General features: G+C 68.9%; 21 protein-coding genes. 8 read left to right on the top strand and 13 right to left on the bottom strand.

Annotated features, from left to right (window positions below):
* Positions 1-58: 58 nt before the first annotated feature.
* Positions 59-1042, top strand: a complete 984-nt coding sequence (locus ABL843_RS05605) for a DMT family transporter (protein WP_418119244.1) — start codon at positions 59-61, stop codon at positions 1040-1042.
* Positions 1039-2181, top strand: a complete 1143-nt coding sequence (locus ABL843_RS05600) for an NADH:flavin oxidoreductase/NADH oxidase (RefSeq protein ID WP_418119243.1) — start codon at positions 1039-1041, stop codon at positions 2179-2181. The genes ABL843_RS05605 and ABL843_RS05600 overlap by 4 nt, the downstream gene beginning before the upstream one ends.
* Positions 2182-2221: 40 nt before the next feature.
* On the opposite strand, the gene ABL843_RS05595 is transcribed toward ABL843_RS05600, so the two are convergent.
* Genes ABL843_RS05595 through ABL843_RS05585 form a run of 3 tightly spaced genes read right to left on the bottom strand, consistent with a single transcriptional unit; the run spans position 2222 to position 4512 of the window.
* Positions 2222-2764, bottom strand: coding sequence for an N-acetyltransferase family protein (locus ABL843_RS05595; protein WP_418119242.1), 543 nt, complete (start codon positions 2762-2764; stop codon positions 2222-2224).
* Positions 2761-3372 (bottom strand): helix-turn-helix domain-containing protein, encoded by a 612-nt coding sequence (locus ABL843_RS05590; RefSeq protein WP_418119241.1) that lies wholly within the window; start codon positions 3370-3372, stop codon positions 2761-2763. Before ABL843_RS05590 ends, ABL843_RS05595 begins: the two co-directional genes overlap by 4 nt.
* Before the next feature lie 60 nt (positions 3373-3432).
* Positions 3433-4512, bottom strand: coding sequence for a hypothetical protein (locus tag ABL843_RS05585; RefSeq protein ID WP_418119240.1), 1080 nt, complete (start codon positions 4510-4512; stop codon positions 3433-3435).
* A gap of 176 nt (positions 4513-4688) precedes the next feature.
* Here ABL843_RS05585 and putA point away from each other — a divergent pair, with 176 nt between their 5' ends.
* The gene (gene putA, locus ABL843_RS05580; protein WP_418119239.1) at positions 4689-8423 is read left to right on the top strand and encodes a trifunctional transcriptional regulator/proline dehydrogenase/L-glutamate gamma-semialdehyde dehydrogenase; all 3735 of its coding nucleotides are present in this window, start codon (positions 4689-4691) and stop codon (positions 8421-8423) included.
* Between the two features lie 18 nt (positions 8424-8441).
* Here the strand turns inward: putA and ABL843_RS05575 are convergent, their stop codons facing one another.
* The 5 genes from ABL843_RS05575 to ABL843_RS05555 all read right to left on the bottom strand — a co-directional run bounded on the left by ABL843_RS05575 (position 8442) and on the right by ABL843_RS05555 (position 12798).
* Positions 8442-8834, bottom strand: a complete 393-nt coding sequence (locus ABL843_RS05575; protein WP_184634902.1) for a carboxymuconolactone decarboxylase family protein — start codon at positions 8832-8834, stop codon at positions 8442-8444.
* A 63-nt stretch (positions 8835-8897) separates the two neighbouring features.
* The gene (locus ABL843_RS05570) at positions 8898-9341 is read right to left on the bottom strand and encodes a hypothetical protein (protein ID WP_418119238.1); all 444 of its coding nucleotides are present in this window, start codon (positions 9339-9341) and stop codon (positions 8898-8900) included.
* Positions 9342-9456: 115 nt separating this feature from the next.
* On the bottom strand, positions 9457-11658 hold the full coding sequence (katG, locus tag ABL843_RS05565) for a catalase/peroxidase HPI (RefSeq protein ID WP_369659532.1): 2202 nt from the start codon (positions 11656-11658) through the stop codon (positions 9457-9459).
* 140 nt (positions 11659-11798) lie between these two features.
* Positions 11799-12035 (bottom strand): tautomerase family protein, encoded by a 237-nt coding sequence (locus tag ABL843_RS05560; RefSeq protein WP_418119237.1) that lies wholly within the window; start codon positions 12033-12035, stop codon positions 11799-11801.
* Between the two features lie 28 nt (positions 12036-12063).
* A complete protein-coding gene (locus ABL843_RS05555) occupies positions 12064-12798 on the bottom strand; it encodes an SDR family NAD(P)-dependent oxidoreductase (protein ID WP_126021298.1) in 735 nt (244 codons plus the stop codon).
* A 153-nt stretch (positions 12799-12951) separates the two neighbouring features.
* Between ABL843_RS05555 and ABL843_RS05550 the strand changes: the two genes are divergently transcribed.
* A complete protein-coding gene (locus tag ABL843_RS05550; protein WP_418119236.1) occupies positions 12952-13860 on the top strand; it encodes a LysR family transcriptional regulator in 909 nt (302 codons plus the stop codon).
* Positions 13861-13870: 10 nt separating this feature from the next.
* Here ABL843_RS05550 and ABL843_RS05545 read toward each other — a convergent pair whose 3' ends face one another.
* On the bottom strand, positions 13871-15109 hold the full coding sequence (locus ABL843_RS05545; protein WP_418119235.1) for an alpha/beta hydrolase: 1239 nt from the start codon (positions 15107-15109) through the stop codon (positions 13871-13873).
* 266 nt (positions 15110-15375) lie between these two features.
* Between ABL843_RS05545 and blaOXA the strand changes: the two genes are divergently transcribed.
* Both blaOXA and ABL843_RS05535 read left to right on the top strand, forming a co-directional pair.
* The gene (gene blaOXA, locus ABL843_RS05540) at positions 15376-16188 is read left to right on the top strand and encodes a class D beta-lactamase (protein ID WP_418119234.1); all 813 of its coding nucleotides are present in this window, start codon (positions 15376-15378) and stop codon (positions 16186-16188) included.
* Positions 16142-17128 (top strand): polysaccharide deacetylase family protein, encoded by a 987-nt coding sequence (locus tag ABL843_RS05535; protein WP_418119233.1) that lies wholly within the window; start codon positions 16142-16144, stop codon positions 17126-17128. Before blaOXA ends, ABL843_RS05535 begins: the two co-directional genes overlap by 47 nt.
* An 86-nt stretch (positions 17129-17214) precedes the next feature.
* On the opposite strand, the gene ABL843_RS05530 is transcribed toward ABL843_RS05535, so the two are convergent.
* The 4 genes from ABL843_RS05530 to ABL843_RS05515 form a co-directional block, all read right to left on the bottom strand.
* On the bottom strand, positions 17215-17709 hold the full coding sequence (locus ABL843_RS05530) for an Lrp/AsnC family transcriptional regulator (RefSeq protein WP_418119232.1): 495 nt from the start codon (positions 17707-17709) through the stop codon (positions 17215-17217).
* 72 nt (positions 17710-17781) lie between these two features.
* The gene (locus ABL843_RS05525; protein WP_418119231.1) at positions 17782-19185 is read right to left on the bottom strand and encodes an aspartate aminotransferase family protein; all 1404 of its coding nucleotides are present in this window, start codon (positions 19183-19185) and stop codon (positions 17782-17784) included.
* Between the two features lie 158 nt (positions 19186-19343).
* The gene (locus ABL843_RS05520) at positions 19344-20279 is read right to left on the bottom strand and encodes a 2-hydroxyacid dehydrogenase (protein WP_418119230.1); all 936 of its coding nucleotides are present in this window, start codon (positions 20277-20279) and stop codon (positions 19344-19346) included.
* 11 nt (positions 20280-20290) lie between these two features.
* The gene (locus ABL843_RS05515; protein ID WP_126021305.1) at positions 20291-21169 is read right to left on the bottom strand and encodes a GNAT family N-acetyltransferase; all 879 of its coding nucleotides are present in this window, start codon (positions 21167-21169) and stop codon (positions 20291-20293) included.
* A 569-nt stretch (positions 21170-21738) separates the two neighbouring features.
* On the opposite strand from ABL843_RS05515, the gene ABL843_RS05510 reads away from it, so the two are divergent.
* Together ABL843_RS05510 and ABL843_RS05505 are read left to right on the top strand one after the other, a co-directional pair.
* Entirely contained in the window at positions 21739-22404 is a 666-nt protein-coding gene (locus ABL843_RS05510; protein ID WP_418119229.1) for a haloacid dehalogenase type II, read from the top strand.
* Positions 22405-22439: 35 nt separating this feature from the next.
* Positions 22440-23738, top strand: coding sequence for an NAD(P)/FAD-dependent oxidoreductase (locus ABL843_RS05505; RefSeq protein WP_418119228.1), 1299 nt, complete (start codon positions 22440-22442; stop codon positions 23736-23738).
* Positions 23739-23750: the final 12 nt, after the last annotated feature.

Here is a 23750-nt window from a genome sequence, read left to right as displayed (position 1 = left end):
GGACCGCAGCCCCGATTCTTGGGGCATCGATCCATCGCAAAGAAAAGGCTGGTTTCCCATGTCCCGTCGCCAACGCATCGCCGGCACCGCCGCGCTGCTGCTCGCCACCTCCGGGTGGGGCTCCCTGTTCCTCGTGAGCAAGGGCGTGCTCCACCATGTCGAACCGGTGTGGTTCACGCTGATCCGCTACACGCTGTCGGCGCTGCTCTTCGTGCTGCTGATACTGCCGCGCGGCGCCGCCCCGTGGCGCAAGCTGCGCCGGCATGCGGGGCCGCTTGCGCTTCGCGGCGCGGCGGGCTTCGGCGTGTTCAGCGTCATGCTGCTGGTGGGGCTGGCGCATTCGGTGCCCTCGCACGGCGCGGTCATCATCGCCACCACGCCCATGATGACCACGCAGATCGTGCGCTGGCTGCTCGACGGCGTGCGCCCCACGCGCACCACCCTGCTGACCAGCGCACTGGCGCTGCTGGGCGTGGCGACCGTCTCGGGGCTGCTGGCCGGCGGCGCGGGCTCCCCTGGCGGGGCGAGCACGCTGATGGGCGACGCGATCGCCTTCGTCGGCACGCTGGGCTGGGTCTGGTACACGCGCGGGGCTGCGCGCCTTCCGGAACTCGACGTGATCGAGTACACCGCGCTCACGGTGCTGGCCTCGTGGCCCGTGCTGCTGGCGGCGGCGGTCGGCGCCTCGGTGCTGGGCTGGTCCGCGGTGCCGAGCGTGGAAGGGCTGCGCCTGTCGTGGCATGCGCTGCTCTTCGTGGGCGTGGTGCCTTCGGCCATCTCGGTGCTGGCTTTCAACTACGGCGTGCGCGCGCTCGGCGCCGTCACGGGCACGGCGTTCCTCAACTTCGTTCCGGTTTCCGCGCTGCTGATGAGCGCGGCCATGGGCCGGCTGCCCACCACGAGCGAGGCCGCCGGCATGGCGATGGTGATCGCGGCGCTCCTGATCCATACCGCATCGAGCCGCAAGGCTTCCGCCACGGCGGCTGCAACGATCGTGCCTCCACAGCAGAATTACCGGACCTGCGGAGCCACACCCTCATGAGCACCAGCGACAGCGACAGCCCCCGAAGCCATCTCTTCGAGCCCCTTCAGCTCGGCCCCCTGCGGATCGACAACCGCATCGTCATCGCGCCGATGTGCCAGTACTCCGCCACCGAAGGCACGCCGGGCGACTGGCACCTGATCCATCTGGGCCACCTGGCGCTCTCCGGCGCGGGGCTGCTGATCATCGAGGCGACGGCAGTGGAGGCCGACGGCCGCATTTCGCCCGGCGACCTCGGGCTCTACTCCGATGCCAACGAGGAAGGACTGGCCAGGGTGCTCCACGCGGTGCGCGCGCACTCGCCGATCAAGATCGCCATCCAGCTCGGCCACGCGGGGCGCAAGGCTTCGAGCCGCGCACCGTGGGAGGGCGGCAAGCAGATTCGCCCCGGCGAACCCGGCGGCTGGAAGGCCTGGGCTCCTTCGGCCGTGCCGCATGCACCCGGCGAAGACACGCCGATCGCGCTCGACGCGGCCGGGCTGGCGCGCGTGCGCGACGCCTTCGTGGCCACCGCGCGCCGCGCCGCGCGGCTCGGCATCGACGGCATCGAGTTGCATGCGGCGCACGGCTACCTGCTGCACCAGTTCCTCTCGCCCATCGCCAACCATCGCGAGGACGAATACGGCGGCAGCCTGGAGAACCGCCTGCGCTTCCCGCTCGAAGTCTTCGAGGCGGTGCGCGAGGAGTTCCCCGCCGATCGGCCGGTGTGGGTGCGCGTGTCGGCCAGCGACTGGGTGCCCGGCGGATGGGACCTAGACAGCACCGTCGCCTTCTCGCGCGCGCTGCAGGAGCGCGGCTGCGCGGCCATCCACGTGTCCAGCGGCGGCGTGTCGCCGCAGCAGGCGATCACGCTGGGCGCGGGCTACCAGGTGCCGTTCGCGGAACGCATCAAGGCCGAGGTCGGGCTGCCGACCATCGCGGTGGGGCTCATCACCGAACCCGCGCATGCGGAGGCTATCGTCGCCAACGGCCAGGCCGATGCGGTGTCGCTGGCGCGCGCGATCCTCTACGACCCGCGCTGGCCCTGGCATGCGGCTGCCGAACTGGGCGCGCGGGTGAAGGCGCCTCACCAGTACTGGCGCTCGCAGCCGCGCGAGTTCAAGGATCTGTTCGAGAACGCGGCCTTCGGCGCGCGTTAGACCGCGCGGGTTGCGAAACGGCCCCTCGTCGCGCCGACCTTCACTTCAGCTCGCGATAGAAGAAGGTGGTGTCGCAAGGCTCGCCCTGCGGCAGCAGCGCGAAGCCCGGAATCGATCCGACACGCACCCAGCCCGAGCGCTCGTAGAGCCGCTCGGCGTCGGCACTCGATGTGTCGAGCACCAGGAGCGTCTTGCCGCGTTCGCGCGCTACCCGTTCGGCCGCCTTCATCAGCAGCGCGCCGATGCCCCGGCGCCGAGCGCGTCGATGCACGAGCATCTTCGCCACCTCGCCGCGGTGCGGCTGGTTCTCGGGCTGCGCCAGCACCACCTGCACCGTGCCGAGGATGCCTTCCTCGTCCTCCGCCACCAGCAGCGCGCGTTCGCCGCTCGCCACGCCATCGGCCACCCGACGCCAGAAGGCCTGCGCGCGCTGCGCGGTCAGCGGCTGCATGAAGCTCACCGATGCGCCGCCCTCGACGCAATCGGCCAGCACGGCGGCAAGGCCGCGCAGCTGCGCTTCGGAAACGGTGTCCAGCAGGCGGACGGCCGGGGTGGTCCCGGCGGAAACGGTCGTCATGTTCATCTCCAGGAAGAAGGGGCGGTCGCGATCACGACGGCATAGCGCGTGTTCTTGCGCGAGGGGTTGTGAAAGCTGGTGGGGCGGTCGAGCACCATCGCCAGGCAGTCGCCGGTGGCGAGCCGGTGCAGCTCGTCGCCCACGGTGAGTTCGATGACGCCGTCGAGCACCCACACCTGCTGGTGGATGAGCGGCTCGCGCGCCGAGGTTTCGTAAGCCACGCGGGCGCCGGGCGGAAACTCCACCTCGACGATCTGGATCGGCGACGCGACGCCGCCGGGCGACACGTTCCTGCGCAGGTAGCCGGAGTGCGGATCGCGCCACTGCAGCTGGTCGGCCAGCCGCGAGACCGGATCGGCAGCCGGGGCCGGCGCCTCGAACAGCGAGGCCAGCGATACGCCGAGGCCGGTCGCAAGTTTTTCCAGGACCACCGCGGTGGGGCTGCTCTCGCCGCGTTCGATGAGCGAGATCATCGAGCGGCTCACGCCGCAGTGCGTGGCGAGGGCGTCGAGCGAGAGGCCCCTTGCCGCGCGCAGGTCGCGCACACGCTGGGCGATGCGGTCGTTGAGGCCGGACGGGGTTTCCGTCTCGGCCGATTCCTTAATTTCCTTCATATTGGATGAAATGTCCACCATAAAGGAAATCACGTCAAGCCCGCCGGCAGGCTCCTCCGGTCAGCGTGGAGGCCCGACCAGCGCAGCGCGCGCGGCCTCGGAGGGAAACACGCAGGCCACGTCGTGCGCGCAGCCCGGCACCACCACGACCTCGCGTCGCTTGTCGGGCGCGAGCAGCTTGCGGTCGTATTCCGCATAGGCCAGGCCCCGCTGCATGCGGAACGAGCCTTGGGCGAGCGCCGCGCAGGACTTGTCGAGCACGCGGTAGGCGGTGCCCTTGGCGTCGTTGCTGTCCAGCGCGCCTTCCAGATAGCTGATGTCGGCCTGCGCGTACTGCTCGCGTGCCTGCGCGGCGGTGCGGCCCAGGTGGGCGGGCAGGTCGTCGGTGCCGTATTTCCAGCGGTTCATCTGCGGACACGCGGCTGCGTCGGGTGTGGAGAAGCCGGTCACGGAGGCACCGTCGGCCGAGAACTGCGGGCGCACCGGGTCGAAATAGAGCCAGGTGCTCGGGTCGGCGACCACATAGCGCATGGCCGGCTTGCCGTCGTGCTGCGTGAAGGCGATGTAGCGCTGCACGAACTGCCCGCCGGCCGAGAAGCCCGCGACGGTGATGGTGCGCAGGCTGGGCCAGCGCCGCGCGATGTCGGCGACCAGCGCGTCCATCACCGCGAAGGACCCTACGCGATTGCCCGATGCCGAGCGCGCGCCTTCGAGCCAGGAGCCGCAGGTCCACAGCAGGTCGCCGGGCTGCGCGACCGGAACGCCCACGGTGTTGCAGCGGCCGGCCACCGCCTTGTCGGCCGCGACCTGGAAGAGCGGCGCGACCACCAGCGTGTCGCCGAGCGCATCGGCGTTGCGCAGGGTGCGCAGCGCGGCCTCGAATGTCTTGTCGGCGTCGCGCGAATGGCCGTGCATGGCGATCAGCGCTCTGGTCGGCCCGGCGGTCGCCGCTGCGTCGGGGTCGAGCGACGAGTAGAAGTGAAGCGCGCCGCCGGCCCCTGGCGGCGTGAAGCTGCGCAAGCAGTCCGCGGCCGCCGAGTTCATGCAGGCAGAGGCATCGGCCGTTGCCGCATGAGCCGGCCATGGCGCGATGTACGCGGCGGCGAGGGCCAAGGAAAGGAACCATCTGTAGCTGGGCATGTTCGTGCGACTCCCGGGATGGAACGGAATGGAACCGGATTCTCTGCCTGCCACATCCGGCGAAACTGACTTGCCTGCTGCTTTACATAGCGATTTGCTCTACCGAAGCGCCGCTCTTCGAACACAAATTCGGCAACGGGGCGCGGATCATCCAACAAATCCCACCACGAACCGCCATGAACCCAGACCCCCTGCCCTCCTCTTTCCAGGCGTTCGCCGACGGACTGCCATCCGCGCCTTCGCCGCTGCGCGCCCGCATCACCACGGCCTGCCGCCGCCCCGAGCCGCAGGCACTGCCGCCGTTGCTCGCGCAGGCCCGGTTGCCAGACGATCAGGCGGGGGAGGCACAGGCGCTCGCCATGCGCATCGCCCGGCAGCTGCGCGACCGCAGGAGCGCGAGCGGCCGCAGGAGCGCGAGCGGCCGCGCCGGCCTCGTGCAGGGCCTGCTGCAGGAATACGCGCTGTCGTCGCAGGAAGGCGTGGCGCTGATGTGCCTGGCCGAGGCGCTGCTGCGCATTCCCGATGCGGGCACGCGCGACGCGCTCATACGCGACAAGATCGCGCACGGCCAGTGGCAGTCGCACGCGGGCCGCAGCCCCTCGGTGTTCGTCAACGCCGCGACCTGGGGCCTGCTGCTCACCGGCAAGCTGGTGGCCACGCACAGCGAGACCAGCCTGTCGACGGTGCTCACGCGCCTCATCGGCAAGGGCGGCGAGCCGCTGATCCGCAAGGGCGTGGACATGGCGATGCGGATGATGGGCGAGCAGTTCGTCACCGGGGAGACCATCGCGCAGGCGCTCGCCAACGCGCGCGAGCTGGAGGCGCAGGGCTTCCGCTATTCCTACGACATGCTCGGCGAAGCGGCACTGACCATGGAGGACGCGAAGCGCTACCGCACCGCGTACGAAGAGGCCATACACGCCATCGGCAAGGCGTCGGCGCGGCGCGGCGTGTACGAGGGGCCGGGCATTTCCATCAAGCTCTCGGCGCTGCACCCGCGCTACAGCCGCGCGCAGCATTCGCGCGTGATGGCCGAGCTGTACCCGGTGCTGCGCGAACTCGCGCTGCTGGCGCGGCAGCACGACATCGGCCTGAACATCGACGCGGAGGAAGCCGACCGGCTGGAGCTCTCGCTCGACCTGCTGGAGCGCCTGTGCTTCGAGCCCGAACTCGCGGGCTGGAACGGCATCGGCTTCGTGGTGCAGGCCTACCAGAAGCGCTGCCCCTTCGTGATCGACTTCGTGATCGACCTCGCGCGGCGCAGCGGCCACCGGCTGATGGTGCGGCTGGTGAAGGGCGCCTACTGGGACAGCGAGATCAAGCGCGCGCAGCTCGACGGGCTCGACGGCTACCCGGTCTACACGCGCAAGGCCTACACAGACGTGTCGTACCTCGCCTGCGCGCGCAAGCTGCTCGACGCGCCCGAGGCGGTGTACCCGCAGTTCGCCACGCACAACGCGCACACGCTGGCGGCCATCTACACGATGGCGGATCCGTCGCGCTACGAGCCGGGGCAGTACGAGTTCCAGTGCCTGCACGGCATGGGCGAGCCGCTGTACGAGCAGGTGGTGGGCCCGCTCGCGCGGCCCTGCCGCATCTACGCGCCGGTGGGCACGCACGAGACACTGCTGGCGTACCTGGTGCGCCGGCTGCTGGAGAACGGCGCGAACACCTCCTTCGTGAACCGCATCGCGGACCCGATGATTTCGCTCGACGTGCTGGTGGAAGACCCGGTCGCGACGGTGGAGCACATGGCGGTACAGGAAGGCATGGCAGGCCTGCCGCATCCGGCCATCCCGCTGCCGGCGGCCTTGTACGGAACGCAGCGCGCCAACTCGCGCGGCCTCGATCTCGCGAGCGACGACAGCCTGCGCGTGCTGGGCAAAGTGCTGGGCGAAAGCGCGTCCGACCACTGGCGTGCGGCGCCGATGCTGGCCGAGGCCGCGCCCAACGGCGAGACGGCGAACGTGCTGAACCCCGCCGACCATCGCGACATCGTCGGGCAGGTCCAGGAAGCCACGCTCGCCGATGTCGAATCGGCCATCGCGCAGGCCCATGCCGTCGCGCCGGCATGGGCCGCCACGCCACCCGCCGAACGCGCAGCGCTGCTCGAACGCGCCGCCGAAAAGCTCGAACAGGGCATGCCCCGCCTGCTCGGCCTGCTGACGCGCGAGGCCGGAAAGACGTACGCCAACGCCATCGCGGAGGTGCGCGAGGCGGTGGACTTCCTGCGCTACTACGCGGCGCAGGCGCGCAGCGATTTCTCCAACGACACGCACCGCGCGCTCGGCCCCATGGCCTGCATCAGCCCGTGGAACTTTCCGCTGGCGATCTTCACCGGCCAGGTGGCGGCCGCGCTCGCGGCCGGCAACCCGGTGCTGGCCAAGCCGGCCGAGCAGACGCCGCTGGTCGCGGCAGAGGCGGTGCGCGTGCTGTGGGAGGCCGGCATTCCCCGCGCGGCGGTGCAGCTGCTGCCCGGCCGTGGCGAGACGGTGGGTGCCGCGCTGGTGGTCGATGCGCGCGTGCAGGGCGTGATGTTCACCGGCTCCACCGAGGTCGCGCGCATCCTGCAGAAGACGCTGTCGCAGCGCCTGGGCGCGCACGGCGCGCCGGTGCCGCTCATTGCCGAGACCGGGGGGCAGAACGCGATGATCGTCGACTCCTCCGCGCTGGTGGAGCAGGTGGTGGCCGACGTGATGGCCTCCGCCTTCGACAGCGCGGGCCAGCGCTGCTCCGCGCTGCGCGTGCTCTGTGTACAGGAAGAAGCGGCCGACCGCGTGGTCGCGATGCTCAAGGGCGCGATGGCCGAGGCCGCCATCGGCAACCCCGCCCGCCTCGCGGTGGACGTGGGCCCGGTGATCGATGCCGAGGCTCGCGACGGCATCGAACGCCACGTCGAGGCGATGCGCGCGCGCGGCCATGCCGTGTTCCGCCAGGCCCGCGAGCATGGCGACGACACCCGCCACGGCACCTTCGTGACACCCACGCTGATCGAGCTCGACGGCATCGCCGAGCTGCAGCGCGAAGTGTTCGGCCCGGTGCTGCACCTCGTGCGCTTTCGCCGCCGCGACCTCGGCGCGCTGGTCGGGCAGATCAACGGCACCGGCTACGGGCTCACGCTGGGCGTGCACACGCGCATCGACGAGACCATCGCGCAGGTCGTGGAGAACGCGAAGGCAGGCAACGTCTACGTGAACCGCAACATCGTGGGCGCGGTGGTGGGCGTGCAGCCCTTCGGCGGCGAGGGCCTGTCGGGCACGGGGCCGAAGGCGGGCGGGCCGCTGTACATGCTGCGCATGCTGTCGGCGCGGCCTGACGACGCGATGGCGCGCGCGGTGACGGGCGCCGCGCCGGCTTCTCATCCGGCGCTGTCGGCGCTGGCCCGCTGGGCCGATGCGACCGGCCGGCCCGCGCTGTCGGCGCAGTGCGCGCTCTTCGCGGCGCAGTCGCGCTCGGGCAGCTCGCGCACGCTGGCCGGGCCTACCGGCGAGCGCAACGTCTACAGGCTGGAGCCGCGCGAGGCGGTGCTGTGCCTGGCCGATGCGGAAGAAGACCGGCTGACGCAGCTCGCCGCCGTGCTCGCGGTGGGCAGTGGCGCGATCTGGCCCGCAGATGCGGCGGCGCAAAGCCTGCGCGCATCGCTGCCGGCCGAGGTGCAGCAGAACGTGGCCGTCGCGAGCGACTGGTCGTCGGACACGGTAGCGTTCGACGCCGCGCTGCATCACGGCGATGCGCAGGGGCTCTCGGAAGTGATGCGGCGCATCGCCGCGCGGCCGGGCCCCATCGTCGGCGTGCGCGGCTTCGCGCCGGGCGAGGCGCGCATTCCGCTGGAAAGCCTGGTGGTGGAGCGCGCGATCAGCACCAACACCGCGGCGGCGGGCGGCAACGCGAGCCTGATGACGATCGGCTGAGCGCTCCCGGCCGGCCAGCTATTTGTCGAACGCGGGGTCGATCGGCACGCGGTAGCCGTTGACGAGCCGGTTGGTCTCGTTGGCCATGCCGACCACGGCCATGAGCTCGGCGAACATCGCGGGAGTCATGCCGGCCTTCTCCGCGCCGGCGTGGTGGCTCGCGGTGCAGTAGCCGCAGCCGTTGGTGACGCTCACGGCGAGGTAGACCATCTCCTTCACCACCGGATCGAGCGCGCCGGGCGCCATCACCTCCTTCAGGCTGCTCCAGGTGCGCCGGAGCGTGGCAGGGTCGTTGGCGAGGTACTTCCAGAAGTTGTTGACGTCGGGCACGTTGCGCGTGGTCTTGATGTCGTCGAAGACGGCGCGCACTTCTTCCGAAGCGGCTGCGTATTCGATGGGCTGGGGTTTCATGCAAGGCTCCTGATGGTGGATGCGTTGCCGGCAACGGTACCAGCCTTCACCGCGCCCTGCCCGTCAGTAAGTCTGCAGGAACCGGGCATGCTCCTGGTGCATGTGCGAGCGCGCGAGCAGCCACTTTCTCAGCGCGGCCTGCTTGTCGGGCGAGAGGTCTTTCGAGCATTGGTCGAAGGCCTCGCCGAGCAGCCTGAACTCGACGTCCAGGTGGCGGCGCGATGGCGGCGCGCCGGCCGGCGAGTTGTTCCGCGCGAAGTTCAGCAGCGCTTCCTGGCCGAAGGCTTCCATCTCCTTGACGAGGCGGCTGCGCTCCAGCATCAGGCGACGCACGATGGCGTTGCGCCTGCGCGGCCCGAAACGGCGCAGGATAGGGTTGGAGTCGTCGCCCTGCACGGTCGCCAGGATGATGTCCATCTGCTCGAGCAGATGCAGCCACTGCTCGGGCTGGAAGAACTCCATCGATGCAGCGGGCGCCTTCTCTTCTTTCCTCTTCACGACGAGCATGGTTGTCTCCTGCTGTCATTCTTTTTCTGCCGATGAGCCCCGGCCTGCTTCGGACCGGGGCTTCACGCGCTGCCGTACTCGGCGGCGGCCGGAGCCGGCCGCCGTCCGCGAACGATCACCGGAGGTCGAAGCGATCGAGGTCCATCACCTTCGCCCATGCGGCCACGAAGTCGCGCACGAACACCTGCTGCGCATCGCTGGAGCCGTAGACCTCCGAGAGGGCGCGAAGCTGCGAGTTCGAGCCGAACACCAGGTCGGCGGTGGTGGCGGTCCACTTCGCCTCGCCGCTGGTGCGGTCGCGTCCTTCGAGCACGTTGGCGTCGGCGGCCGACTTCTTCCAGCCGGTGCGCATGTCGAGCAGGTTCACGAAGAAGTCGTTGCTCAGCGTCTCCGGCCGCTTGGTGAAGACGCCGTTGGGCGACTGCCCGTAGTTGGCGTTCAGCACGCGCAGGCCGCCGACCAGCACCGTCATCTCGGGCGCGCTCAGGCGCAGCAGTTGCGCCTTGTCGAGCAGCAGGTCGGCGGTGGCCGCGGGGTTGGCGCCCTTGCGCAGGTAGTTGCGGAAGCCGTCGGCCAGCGGCTCCAGCGGAGCGAAGGATTCGACGTCGGTCTGCTCCTGCGAAGCGTCCATGCGGCCTGGCGAGAAGGGCACGGTCACGTCCTGGCCGGCCTTCTTCGCGGCGGCCTCGACCGCCGCGTTGCCGGCCAGCACGATCAGGTCGGCCAGCGAGATCTTCTTCTTGCCGCCGGCCTGCGCGCCGTTGAACTCCTTCTGGATGCCTTCGAGCACCGACAGCACCTTCGACAGCTCGGCCGGCTGGTTCACTTCCCAGTCCTTCTGCGGGGCGAGGCGGATGCGTGCGCCGTTGGCGCCGCCGCGCTTGTCGCTGCCGCGGAAGGTCGAGGCCGACGCCCAGGCGGTGCGCACCAGCTGGCCGATGCCCAGGCCCGAGGCCAGCACCTTGGCCTTGAGCGCGGCGACGTCCTTGTCGTCGACCAGCTGGTGGTCGACGGCGGGGATCGGGTCCTGCCAGATCAGCTCTTCCTTCGGCACCAGCTTGCCGAGGTAGCGGGCGCGCGGGCCCATGTCGCGGTGCGTGAGCTTGAACCAGGCGCGGGCGAAGGCGTCGGCGAACTCCTGCGGATTGGCCATGTAGCGGCGCGAGATCTTCTCGTAGGCCGGGTCCATGCGCATGGCCATGTCGGCCGTGGTCATCATCGGGGCGTGGCGGCGCGACGGGTCGTGCGCGTCGGGCACGGTGCCGTTGCCGGTGTCGCCCTTGGGCTTCCACTGGTGCGCGCCGGCCGGGCTCCTGGTGAGCTCCCATTCGTAGCCGAACAGCGTCTCGAAGTAGCTGTTGTCCCACTTGGTGGGCGTGGGGGTCCAGGCGCCTTCGATGCCGCTGGTGGTGGCGTGCACGCCGATGCCGCTCTCGAAGCTGTTCTTCCAGCCCAGGCCCAGTTCCTCGATGTCTGCGCCTTCCGGCTCGGCGCCCACTTTGGCAGGGTCGCCGGCGCCGTGGGCCTTGCCGAAGGTGTGGCCGCCGGCGGTGAGCGCCACGGTTTCCTCGTCGTTCATCGCCATGCGCGCGAAGGTCTCGCGGATGTCGCGGGCCGACTTCAGCGGGTCGGGGTTGCCGTTGGGGCCTTCGGGGTTGACGTAGATCAGGCCCATCTGCACGGCGGCCAGCGGGTTGGCGAGATCGCGCTCGCCGCTGTAGCGCTCGTCACCCAGCCACTTGTTCTCGGCGCCCCAGTTGACGTCGTCTTCCGGCTCCCAGATGTCGGGTCGGCCGCCGGCAAAGCCGAAGGTCTTGAAGCCCATGGACTCCAGCGCGACGTTGCCGGTGAGGATCATCAGGTCGGCCCACGAGAGCTTGCGGCCGTACTTCTGCTTGATCGGCCACAGCAGGCGGCGCGCCTTGTCGAGGTTGCCGTTGTCCGGCCAGCTGTTCAGCGGCGCGAAGCGCTGCGCGCCCGCGCCGCCGCCGCCGCGGCCGTCGAAGGTGCGGTAGGTGCCGGCCGAGTGCCAGGCCATGCGGATGAACAGCGGCCCGTAGTGGCCGTAGTCGGCGGGCCACCAGTCCTGCGAGTCGGTCATCAGTGCGTGGAGGTCCTTGACGACGGCGTCGAGGTCGAGGGTCTTGAACTCCTTCGCGTAATCGAAGGCCTCGCCCATGGGGTTGGCCTTGGCGGAGTGCTGGTGCAGCAGCTTCAGGTTGAGCTGGTTGGGCCACCAGTCTGTGTTCGTCGCGGCGCGGCGTGCGGTGCCGGTGGTTGCATGACCCGGGAACGGGCATTTGGCTTCATCGGACAAGAGGTTCTCCTTTGGTTGTGGGGTGGCTCGGAGGTGTGGAGCCGGGCCAGTCTAGGTTCGGGTGACCGATCCATCAACCAAATTGAGTGCATTGAATTCATAGCCAAGACCTATGAATTTCGCCTTGTCCGGTGGAGGCTCTAGCCGCTGTTCTTCGGCTGCGAGCCTGGCATCGGAACCAGCCCCTGGCGAACGGCGGTGGTCGTGTGCCCGCCGAAGCCCCAGTTGTCGGTGTCGACCTCCTCGATGACGACGTGCGTCCACTCCGGCGGCTTGTGCAGCACGCGCTCGAGCGTCTCGGTGACCTCGCGGATGACCTGCGCCTTCTGCTCGGCGGTGTTGCCCTCGCGGGTGATGCGGATGCTGACGAATGGCATGGCCGTATCTCCTTTTTCCTGGCCGCGCTCAGCGCCCGGCGCTGAAGCCGCCGTCCACCGGCAGCACGGTGCCGGTCACGAAGCCGGCGCGGGCGAGGTAGAGCACGGCTTCGTCAATGTCGCGCGTGGTGCCGATGCGGCCCAGCGGGTGCAGTCCGGCGAGCGCCGCGTGGTTGTCGGCGCTGTGCATGGGCGTGTCGACCACGCCCGGCGCCACCGCATTGACCGTCACGCCGTAGGGCGCGAGTTCGAGCGCCAGCGCGCGCGTGGCCTCGTTGACGCCGCCCTTGAGCGCAACCGCCAGCAGCGCGGGCACGCCGCTGTGCGGCTGCATCGCGATCGCGGCGGTGATGTTGATGATCCTGCCGCTGCGCCGTTCGCTCATGTGCTTCGCCGCTTCCTGCGACGCGTAGAGCACGCCCTTCAGGTTGGTCGCGATGTTCTCCTCGATCTCCTGCGGCGTGAACTGTACGAAGGGCTTGGCGGTGAAGATGCCCGCGTTGTTCACCAGCACGTCGACGTGGCCGTAGCGCGCGATGGCCTGTGCGAACAGCTCGCGCGCCGACTCCGGCCGGCCGACGTCGCCCGCGACGCCCAGGAAACGGCCGCCTGCGTTCAGGCCTTCGGCCGCGGCCTGCAGGCGCTGCTCGGTGCGGCCGGTGCCCACGACGTTGTAGCCCTCGCGCAGGAAGGCCTCGGCCAGGCCCAGGCCGATGCCGCTGGTGGCGCCGGTGATGACGACGGTGTTTTCAGACTTGCTCATGGTGGTCCTCGATCAGGTTCGGTTTCAGAAAAAAGTTCGGAAGGGCCGGTGCGGATTTCAGGTTTCGCCACCGGTTGGACTGAACTTTATTGATGACTCGAAGAGCAATAAACACACGCGACTACACTTGTCTTGATACTCCATGTAATCAATATGCAGCGCCAATTCGACGACGTGCTCCTGGGCAGCATCGAGCTGTTCTGCCTGGCGGCCGAGGCCGGCAGCTTCACCGCGGCCGCCAACGCGGCGGGCGTCACGCCGGCGGCGGTGAGCCGCTCCATCGCGCGGCTGGAAAAGCGCCTGGGCGTGCGCCTCTTCGTGCGTTCCACGCGCAGCATCCGGCTCACCGAAGGCGGGCGGGAGTACTTCGAGCAGTGCCGCGCCGCCCTGCACCAGCTGTCGGAGGCCGAGCACAAGCTCACCGGCGAGCAGGTGCAGCCTTCGGGCACGCTGCGCATCAGCGCGCCCACCACCTATGGGCACCACCGCCTGCTGCCGCTGTTGCCCGAGTTCCGCGCGCGCTATCCGCTGATCAAGGTCGAGGCGCACATCAGCAACCGCAACATCGACCTGCACGAGGAGAACTTCGACGTCGCGATCCGCTTTCGCGCCCAGCCCGATTCGACGATGGTGGCGCGCCACCTGGAAGACGCGAAGCTCGTGGTGGTTGCGAGCCCGGCCTACCTGCGCCGCGCGGGGCAGCCGCTGACGCTGGACGACCTTGCGCGGCACGAGTGCATCCAGTTCGACCTGCCCAGCAGCGGGCGGCAGATTCCGTGGCTGTTCACGGACAACGGGCGCGAGAAGGAAATCCTCTCCACCGGCAACTACAGCTGCGCCGAAGACGTGCTCGCGGGCGTCACGCTGGCCCGGGCCGGCGCGGGGCTGTTCCAGACCTACGGCTTCGTCGTCGAGAAAGACCTGGCGCGCGGCGAGCTGGTCGAGGTGCTGCGACCCTACGCCGGGCGCTCACGGCCGGTGAGCCTGATCTATCCGCATGCGCGGCTGCTGCCCTCTCGGGTTCGGGCGTTCGTGGAGTTCATCGTGGAGCGCGCCACCTAGGCAAGGGCCCTCAATGCGGCGGAGCTTGGATCTGCCAGTACGTTTCGGCGCCTCGTTTTCTCGGAATCAATCCGGGCCGTTTACCGGCACGCGCACCGCCGTAGAAAAGAGCCATGTCCTCCAGAAGGGCCGGCGAGTCTCCATATTTCGAATGCCCGAGAACGTCGGTGTCGATGTCGCTCGCATCGATGGTCTCGACGCCAGGCGAGAGCGTCAGCGCTGCGCCCGCGATGCCCGCGCGAGGCCTTCCCCAGACGACCCTGGAAGCGTTCAGCGCCTTGTCGTTGTCCGATGCATAGAGGTTCACGGCGTAGCCGGCCTTGACCATCGCCGGCGCGATCTGCACCGTGAAGACCCTGGCGTCGATGTCGGGAGCCGCCAGCGTGACCAGCTTCACCTTGGCGGCCAGCTTCGGGCGATTCAGGGCGAGCGACATCAGCGCATGGGTCGTCGTCCAGGAACCCATGCTGTGCGCAAGAACGTAGATCTCCTCGGCGCGGGTCTTCTCCCCGAACTGGACGAGGAACTCCTCGAGCGCGGGAATGGAGCTGATGGCCTTGGTGAAGTCCCGCAGGTAGTTGGCGGTTCCCTCGACGGGCGACTCGCCATTCGACGGCCAGCTGAAAAAGGCCGGCACCACGGGCAGCTGCATGTCCACGGCGAGTTGCGCCGTCCGCAGCGCGGCATCGCGGAAGGGAACGTTGAAGCCGTGCACGAACACGAAGCCGATGTTCTTTCGCGGATCGGCGGCAAATGATCGATTCACCTGAGCGATGAATTCATCGGGCCTCAGGGGCACCGCGTCGAGGAGAAGCATGAACCTGTCCGGGTTGTTCCGGTCCCAGTCGAAGACTGTCGGCGTCTCGACCTCACCTTTTTCATGGATCCATGGCAGGCTGACCAGGGCATACCCATACTGGACTTCCGCCGCCTCGTTGTCATCGAAGTAGACCGGCCTTGCAACCGGGACGCGATTCGTCCCGTAGAACACCGCTACCTTTACCGGATGTCCTTTCTTTGCGTCCTCGATCCGAGGAACAGCCGTCGGAATGCCCAGCGGGGCTGGCGCTGTCGCACAGGCCCCCAGTGCAAGCGCCACGAGAACCTGGGCGCCAAGCAATACGACGAGGCGAACGCACCGCGTCAGACGCATGAGAAGGCTTGCAGCCATGGATCCCTCCGGAAGTCTTCGACCTGTTTCATCGGACATTGGCAGCGCCAGGACAGCGCCGCCCTGCTCTTTTTTCATGAAGTACCGCGGCGGCGGATTCTCCAGGCACGCCTCATCTTGCGACGGCGCCTGAGAGGAGACATCCCTCGAATTGGTGATGCACCTTTTCGCACTCCGGCGACAAGCCTTCATGGCATGGAACGATAAACTCGGCGCGCTGGCCGAGGGCCCTGGACCACGCGCGAATACCACGCCGGCATCTTCGATTCCCGGGTACCGCGGGATGCTCCAGAAGCACGCCCCGGCACCGGGCTCCCATTCTTCCCCGCAGAAAAAAAAACAACATGCGCAACCGCGTCCTCCAGGTCGCCGCGACAGCAGCGGCCGTTCTTTTTTCGGCGCCCTTCGCGACCGCGCACGAGCTGTGCACGCTGATCGCCGATGCCAATGCCGATTCCGGCAAGGTGCTTCTGCAGCGTGGCCCTGCCTGTTCCGAGCGCGTGACGCCCGCCTCGACTTTCAAGCTCGCCATCAGCCTCATGGGCTACGACGCGGGTGTGCTGAAGGACGCTGCACAGCCGGCCTTGCCTTATCAGGCGGGGTATCCGGATTGGGGCGGCGATGCCTGGCGGCGCGACATCACGCCGGCCACATGGATCAGGGACTCCGTCTTCTGGTACTCGCAGCAGGTTGTGAAGCGGGTCGGGCAGGAGCGCTTCGCGCAATATGTGAAGGCTTTTCGGTATGGCAATGCAGATGTCTCTGCCGTGCCGGTCGATGACCCTGGGCAGAACGGCGTCTGGGTGATGAGTTCCCTGCGCATCTCCCCCGAGGAACAGCTTGCGTTCATGCGCAAGATCGTGCGCCGCCAGCTGCCGGTGAGTGCGCATGCCTTCGACATGACCGCACTCATCGCAAGCTACGGCGCCCCGGTCGACGGCTGGGTCGTGCATGGCAAGACGGGCACCGGGTCGCCAGGCACCGACAACCGCTACGACGCGAGCCGCGCTTATGGCTGGTACGTGGGCTGGGCCACCAAGGGCGCGCGAAGGGTGGTGTTCGCACGCCTCATTCAGGATGAGCAGGCGCTCAGGCCCAATGCGGGCCTGCGTGCGCGCGACGAACTGCTTCGGCTTCTGCCAACCGTCGACCATTGAGGCGGGCATCGACATGACCGCATTGCGCCGCGCGCTTGCCGCGCTTCTCCTCCTTCTCGGTTCGTCCTGCGTCCTGGCCCAGACCTTGGCGCTGACGTTCGACGACGGCCTCGACCCTTCGAAAGAGCCCGCGGCCGCGTCGTGGAACCGGCAGATCCTGGAAACGCTCCGCGATGCGGGCATCACGTCCATGGTGTTTCCAGCACTCGTGCGCACCGGCCCAACCCAAGGACTGGACCTCATCCGGGACTGGGCGCGCGCGGGCCACGCGGTAGGCAACCACACCTCCCGGCACCGCAGCCTTGGGTCGCCTCAAGTGCCGCTTGCGGACTTCATCGGCGATGTCAAGGAGGCCGAAGCCGTGCTGAGCCGGCTTCCTGGCTGGACGAAGATGCTGCGCTTTCCGTATCTCAAGGAAGGCGACACGCTTGCCAAGCGGGACGGCATGCGCCTCTGGATGCAGGCCGCAGGCTACAGGGCGGCACCGGTTTCGATCGACGCGAGCGACTGGTACTACAACCAGGTCTATGCGGCCTGGCTGGACGAAGGAAATGCCGGCAAGGCCGATCGAGTGAAGGCCGCGTACATCGAGCATCTGCTGGACCGCGCGGCCTACTACGACGCCCTGGCCCGGCAGGTCCTCGGCCGCAGCCCTGCCCATGTGATGCTGCTGCACACGAGCAGGATCAACGCCGCCGCTCTCGGCGAATTGATCGCGGCGTTCCGGGCGCGAGGGTGGACTTTCACCGCCGCCAGGACGGCCTTCGACGACCCGGTCTACACCGTTCGGATCGACACCCTGCCTGCGGGCGAAAGCGTCGTCTGGGCCAGCGCCAAGGCGGCGCAGGTTCCAGGTCTGCGCTATCCGGCCGAGGACTCGGTCTATGAGGAACCGAAGCTGCGCGCGCTGGGACTGGTGCCGGCGCGACTGCTGCGGTAGTGCCGTTCATTGCCAATGATGACCAATTTACGACCTGATCAGACGTTCCCCAGGCATGGAAGGTCGAAGACGTCGAAGAGCGCCGGTCACCGCTCGTGGGGGAAAAGCCGATCGATCGGACAGTGCGTCTTGATGAACGGCGACTTGATGACGATGTAGCTGAAGTACTTCGAGATGCCGATGTTGCGTTCGAGCAGGCTCTCGATCACTTCCTGGTAGTGGTTCACGCCGCGCGTGAGGAAGCGCAGCAGGTAGTCGTAGCCGCCGCTGACCAGATGGCATTCGAGCACCTCGTCGACCTCGCGGATCGCGGCCTCGAAGCGCACGAAGTCCTCGCGATGGTGGTCCTGCAGCGTGACCTCGGTGAACACGGTCAGCGTGTCGCCGAGCTTCTCCAGCCGCAGGTGCGCGCCGTAGCCGGCGATGTAGCCGGCCTGCTCCAGCCGCTTCACACGGATCAGGCACGGGCTGGGCGATAGGCCGACCGCATCCGCGAGATCGACGTTGGTCATGCGCCCGTTCTTCTGCAGCTGGGCCAGGATGCGCAGGTCGAGTCGGTCGATCTTGAAGGCTTCAGACATGGCAGTCCTGAGAAAACGAAACAGGTCCTGATTCTGCTTTGCCGCCGCGGCGGCGGATCAGTGCTTTCCCGGTCAGACGGCCAGCGCGGCGCGCACGTCGGGGGCGTCGAGCACCTCGTCGAGCGTTCGCTTCAGGCGCGTGAAGAGCTGTGCGAACTCGTCCTCGGTGAAGGTGAGCGCGGGCGCGAAGCCGAGGATGTGGTCGCCGAAGGAACGGAACACCAGGCCGTTGCGGTAGCCGGCCGCGAAGATGCGGTCCGACAGCCCCAGCGCCGCGTCGAAGCGGCGCTTGCTGGCCTTGTCGCTCACCAGCTCCAACGCGCCCAGCAGGCCGCGGTGGCGCGCGTCGCCCACCAGCGGATGGGCGCGCAGCGCCTCCAGCCCGGCCGCGAAATGTGCCGCGCCGCGCTGGCCATTGGCGAGGATGCCGCCTTCCTCGTAGAGCCGCAGCACCTCGAGCGCGACGGCCGCGCCCACCGGGTGTGCCGAATAGGTCGCGCCGTGGCCGATGGGGGCACCCGACGGCGCGCCGTCGGCGATGCCTGCGTAGACCTTCTCGGACATCATGGTCGCGCCCATCGGCACATAGCCGGCGGTCAGGCCCTTGGCCATGGTCATCAGGTCGGGCTCCACGCCTTCGGCCTCGCAGGCGAACATGGGGCCGGTGCGGCCGAAACCGGTGATGACCTCGTCGACCACGAAGAGGATGTCGAGCTCGCGCGCCGCGTCGTGCATGGCCTTGAGCCAGCCCCTGGGCGGCACGATGACGCCGCCAGAGCCCTGGATCGGCTCGCAGAAGAAGGCGGCCACGTTGTCCGCGCCCAGCTCGGCCACCTTGGCGCGCAGCGCCGCGACCGAGGAGGCGATCAGCGCCTGCGGATCGGCGCCATGCTCGTGGCGGTAGGCATACGGCGAGGCGATGTAGTGCTGCGTGGGCAGCGGCAGGTCGAAGCCGCGATGGAAGGCCGGCAGCGCGGTGAGGCCCGCGCCGGTGGAAGATGAGCCGTGGTAGCCGCGCTCCAGCGAGATGAACTGCTTCTTCGACGGCCGGCCGATGGCGTTGTAGTACTGCACGATGAAGCGCACGGCGGCATCGACCGCCTCGGAGCCGCCCAGCGTGAGGTACACGCGCGTGAGCGACGCGGGCGTGATCTGCACCAGCTTCTGCGCGAGGCGGATGGCCGGCTCGCTGCTGAAGTGGAAGTAGCCGGTGGCGTAGGGCAGCCGGCGCATCTGCTCGGCGGCGGCCTGCACCACGCTTTCCTGGCCGTAGCCCACGTTCACGCACCACAGGCCCGCGAACGCGTCGAGCAGCTGGCGGCCGTTGCCGTCGGTCAGCCATGCGCCCTTGCCCGAAGACAGCACGGTGGGCCCGCGCTGCTCGTGCACGCGCCAGGGCGAGACGGGGTGGATGAGGTGCGCGCGGTCGATGGCGTCGAGCGCGGCTTGCTGGGGCAATGCGGTGGGGTGTGTCATGGGGTGTGAAGGAGCGAGAGCGAAGGAAGCTTTCGATGCCCTCAGCTTAGGCGGCCCGCGGTGCGAGGTGGTGCTGCTTTGGGGGTGCCGCGCGAAGCAGGCTGCGGTTGTGCACGCCATGCTCAGCAGATCGTGCGGTGGGTCCTTCGCGCCTCTTTTCAGTACCCGCGCGCGCGATCGACCAGCCCCTGCATCGGCTCGCCGACCTCGAAGCGCTCGAGGTTGTCGAGCACCGCTTCGGCCGCGCTCAGCGGCTGCGTCATGCTCGCGATGTGCGGCGTGAGCTGGATGCGCGGATGGCGCCAGAAGGCATGCTCCGGCGGCAGCGGCTCGGGGTCGGTCACGTCGAGCACCGCGTCGCCCATGCGGCCGCTCTCCAGCGCGGCCAGCAGGTCGGCATCGACCAGCTGCGGCCCGCGTCCCACGTGCACGAGGCTCGCGCCTTCGGGCAATTGCGAGAACAGGCGCGCATCGAGAAAGCCGCGCGTCGAATCGGTCAGCGGCAGCAGGCACACGAGGATGTAGGAGCGCGCGAGGAATGCGGGCAGCTCATCTGCGCCGGCGTGGCATTGCACGCCCTGCACCTGGTGCCGCGAGCGGCTCCACCCCGCGCAGTCGAAGCCCAGCGCGACGAGCTGCGCCAGCACGGCCTGCCCGAGCGAACCCAGCCCGAGCACGCCCACGCGCCGCTCGGCGGCGGTGCGCACGGGCAGCGGCTTCCAGCAAGCCTCCTGCTGCTGGCGCCGGTACTGCGGCATGTCGCGATGCAGGCCGAGCACCGCATGCGTCACGTACTCGACCATGCCGCGCACGATGCCGGGCTCCACCATGCGCACCACGGGCAGCGCTGGCGGCAGCGACGCGAAGTCGAACTGGTCTACGCCAGCACCGGAGGAGAACAGCACCTGCAGATCGGGGAAGCGCTTCGCCAGGTCGTCCGGCGGCTCCCATGCAGCGAGAAAGCGCACCTGCGACGCATCACCGATATCGGGCCAGATGCGGAAGTCGATGTGCGGGGCGCGGCGGCGGAACACTTCGGCCCACAGGCGCCCGCGTGCGGGGTCGGATTTGTAGAGAAAAGTGAAGGCCCCCACGAACGCCTCCTTCAACCCAGGGCCTGGGTCACGAGGGCGAACAGCGCCGGTGCGTCCGCTGACCGGGCCAGCGGCGCACCGCGTACCATCGTCGTGGGCGCATCCACGCGCAGCAGGCCGATGCTCTCAAGCCATTCGGCCAGACCGCTATCGAAGTCGACGTCGATGCGCGTGAAGCTGCCCGCATTCATGCCGGCGAGGTGCGCGATCAGCGCCTTCGCGCCCTCGGCACTGGGCGCGACCACCGGGCCGATGACATGGCCCCGGCCGAAGCGGCGCAGCATGGCAAAGCCCTTGGGGGTGTTGTCGTGGTCGAACACCACGCAGGCGTCGGCGGTGGCGAGCAGGTCAGCGATCAGTGCGTCGCGCGGCATGCCGCGCGCCGCGGCATCGAGCGCCTGCAGCGCAGGCAGTTCGTTCAGGCCCGCGGGCCGCAGGCGCCAGCCGCGCTGCAACGCGATCAGCGGCGCCGGCTGCGCAATGCCCTGGTGCTGCCGGACTTCGCCGGTCCGCACGAAACCGAGCCGCTCGTACAGGCCCCGACCTTCCGACGTGGCGTGCAGCAGCACGGTGCGGTCTTCCATCCCTTCGAGCAGCGCGGTCATGAGCCGATGCCCGATGCGGCGGCCCTGGCATGCGGGCGTGACGATCACCAGGCCGATGGTGGCGTGGCGCTCGCCCCAGCGCCAGCGCAGGGCGGTGGCGATGATCTCGCCGTCGCGCTCGACCACGGTGCCTTCGGCGTGCGCGAACATCTGTTCCCAGTCGGCCGGCCGGTGCGGCCAGCGCAGTTCGGCGGACAGTGCATGGGCGTGCGGCAAGTCGGCGGAGGTCATTGGTCTGAGCACCACGCCGTCCATGGCGGGTGCGTTCGTGGCGGGTTCGGGCATCGGGAAGTCTCTCTGTTGCGGCTGGAATGGCACGCCTATCTTGGACGACATTGCGGCGCTGCACCAGACCGAATCGGCTCTTCGCAGCAACTCGCAAGCTTCGCCTGCCACGCACCCCGGTCTTGCAATTTACTGCGGTGGCGCGCCCCCATACGCACACAAATGCCGCGTCGATCTGCCTAGCATCGGTCGGCCCGGATCTACGCCCATCGCCCCCCTCTTCTCTTCGCCCCTCTCCACCTGCCCCGTGCCATGGAAGCCTTCGATTGGAAACCTATCCAGCTGCGTGCGGGCCGTGCGGCCGGCACACGCTCGCGCCCGGCGCCTGTGCTTCAAAAGCGTGCCCGTCGACTTCGCCCCGACGCAGCGAGGTGCGTGGCCGCACACCGAAAGGGCGGACAGCACGGCATGCTGCCGCCGCCCCCGTAAACCGCAGCTTCGGTTCGGGCAGCACCTTTTTTCCCTACATCCCCCAAGCGACTGCGTGCTGCAATCACTTCGTAATGAGCTTGTCGCAATTCCTGTCTATTCGCCACCTTGTTCGCCACTTCTGAAAAAGGATCGAGACCATGACCTTCCGCCCCAAGTACGTGACCTTCGACTGCTACGGCACCCTCACCCGGTTCCGCATGAAGGAGATGGCCGCAGACCTGTTTGCCGACCGCATTCCCGCAGAACGCATGGAGGAGTTCCATGCGGACTTCACCGCCTACCGCTTCGACGAGGTGCTGGGCGCGTGGCAGCCCTACGAGGTGGTGCTGAAGAACGCGGTGCGTCGCCTGTGCCGCAAGTGGAAGATCCAGTACTTCGACCTCGACGCGCAGAAGATCTACGAAGCGGTGCCCACCTGGGGCCCGCACGACGACGTGCCCGCGGGCCTGGCCAAGGTCGCGAAGGAAATCCCGCTGGTGATTTTGTCGAACGCATCGGACGACCAGATCCAGAAGAACGTCGCGATGCTGGGCGCGCCCTTTCACCGCGTCTACACCGCGCAGCAGGCCCAGGCCTACAAGCCGCGCCTGACGGCCTTCGAATACATGCTCGACTCGCTAGGTTGCAACCCCGAGGACGTGCTGCATGTGTCGTCCAGCCTGCGCTACGACCTGATGTCGGCCGACGACCTGGGCATCGTCAACAAGGTGTTCGTCAATCGCGGCCACGGGCCGGGCAACCCGGCCTACCGCTACACGGAAATCCAGGACATCGGCGGCCTGCCCGGCGTCGTCGGCCTCTGATCTCCCTTTCACGCAGCCACACACAGCACCACGCCATGAAGCTCGACTCCTACTGGACCGATTCGGCACCCGCCTTCGTGCCCGAGGCGCGCGAGCTGCCGGCGCGGGTCGACGTCGCCATCGTCGGCGGCGGCTTCACCGGCCTGTCGGCGGCGCTCGCGCTGGCCCGGCGCGGCGCGAGCGTCGCGGTGCTGGAGGCCGGCACGCGGGTGGCGGCAGAAGCCTCGGGGCGCAACGGCGGGCACGTCAACAACGGGCTGGCCGTGGACTACGCCGATGTGGCGGCCAAGGTCGGCGTGGAGCGCGCGCGCGGCTGGTATCGCGCCTACGACGACGCGGTCGACACGGTGGAGCGGCTGGTGCGCGAGGAAGCCATCGACTGCGACTTCCTGCGCCACGGCAAGCTCAAGCTCGCAACGCGGGCGAACCAGATGGCCGCGCTCGAGCGCAGCGCGCAGCGACTCATCGACGACGGCGTGGACAGCGACGTCGAAGTGCTCGACGCGGCCCGCGTGCGCGCCGAGGTGAGCAGCGAGCGCTTCCACGGCGGCCTGCTCTACAAGCGCAGCGGCCAGATGCACATGGGCCGCTTCGCCGGCGGGCTTGCAGCGGCCGCGCAGCGCGGCGGCGCCTCGATTCATACCGGCACGGAGGTGAGCCGCATCGAGCGCATCGGCGGCAGCGGCCATGCCCACCGGCTGCACACCGGGCGCGGCGCCGTCGTCACCGCGCAGCAGGTCCTGCTGGCCACGGGCGCGACGCGCCATGGCGGCTACGGCAGCTTCGGCTGGCTGCGCCGGCGCATCGTGCCCATCGGCAGCTTCATCGTCGTCACCGAGCCGCTGGGCGAGCAGCGCGCGAAGGCGCTGCTCGCGGCGCGGCGCACCTACACCACCATCGCGAACATCCACCACTACTTCAGGCTCACGCCCGACCACCGGCTGGTGTTCGGCGGGCGCGCGCGCTTCGCGGTGTCCAGCCCGCAGTCGGATGCCGCGAGCGGCGACATCCTGCGCGCGGGGTTGGCCGAAACCTTCCCGCAGCTCGGCGCGGTGCGGCTCGACTACTGCTGGGGCGGCCTCGTCGACATGACGCAGGACCGCCTGCCGCACGCCGGCGAGCGCGACGGCCTCTACTACGCCATGGGCTACAGCGGCCACGGCACGCAGATGTCGGTGCACATGGGCCAGCGCATGGCCGCCGTGATGGGCGGCGATGCCGGAGCCAACCCCTGGCAGGGCCGCGACTGGCCCGCCATTCCCGGCCACTTCGGCCCGCCGTGGTTCCTGCCGGCGGTGGGCCTCTATTACCGGCTCAAGGACAGGCTGGCCTGAGAGCGGGCTGTC

The sequence above is a fragment of the Variovorax sp. 350MFTsu5.1 genome, from assembly GCF_048302515.1.
Classification (GTDB): domain Bacteria; phylum Pseudomonadota; class Gammaproteobacteria; order Burkholderiales; family Burkholderiaceae_C; genus Variovorax; species Variovorax guangxiensis.
Note: the sequence above shows the minus strand (reverse complement) of the source record. Positions and strands in the feature narration are given on the sequence as shown.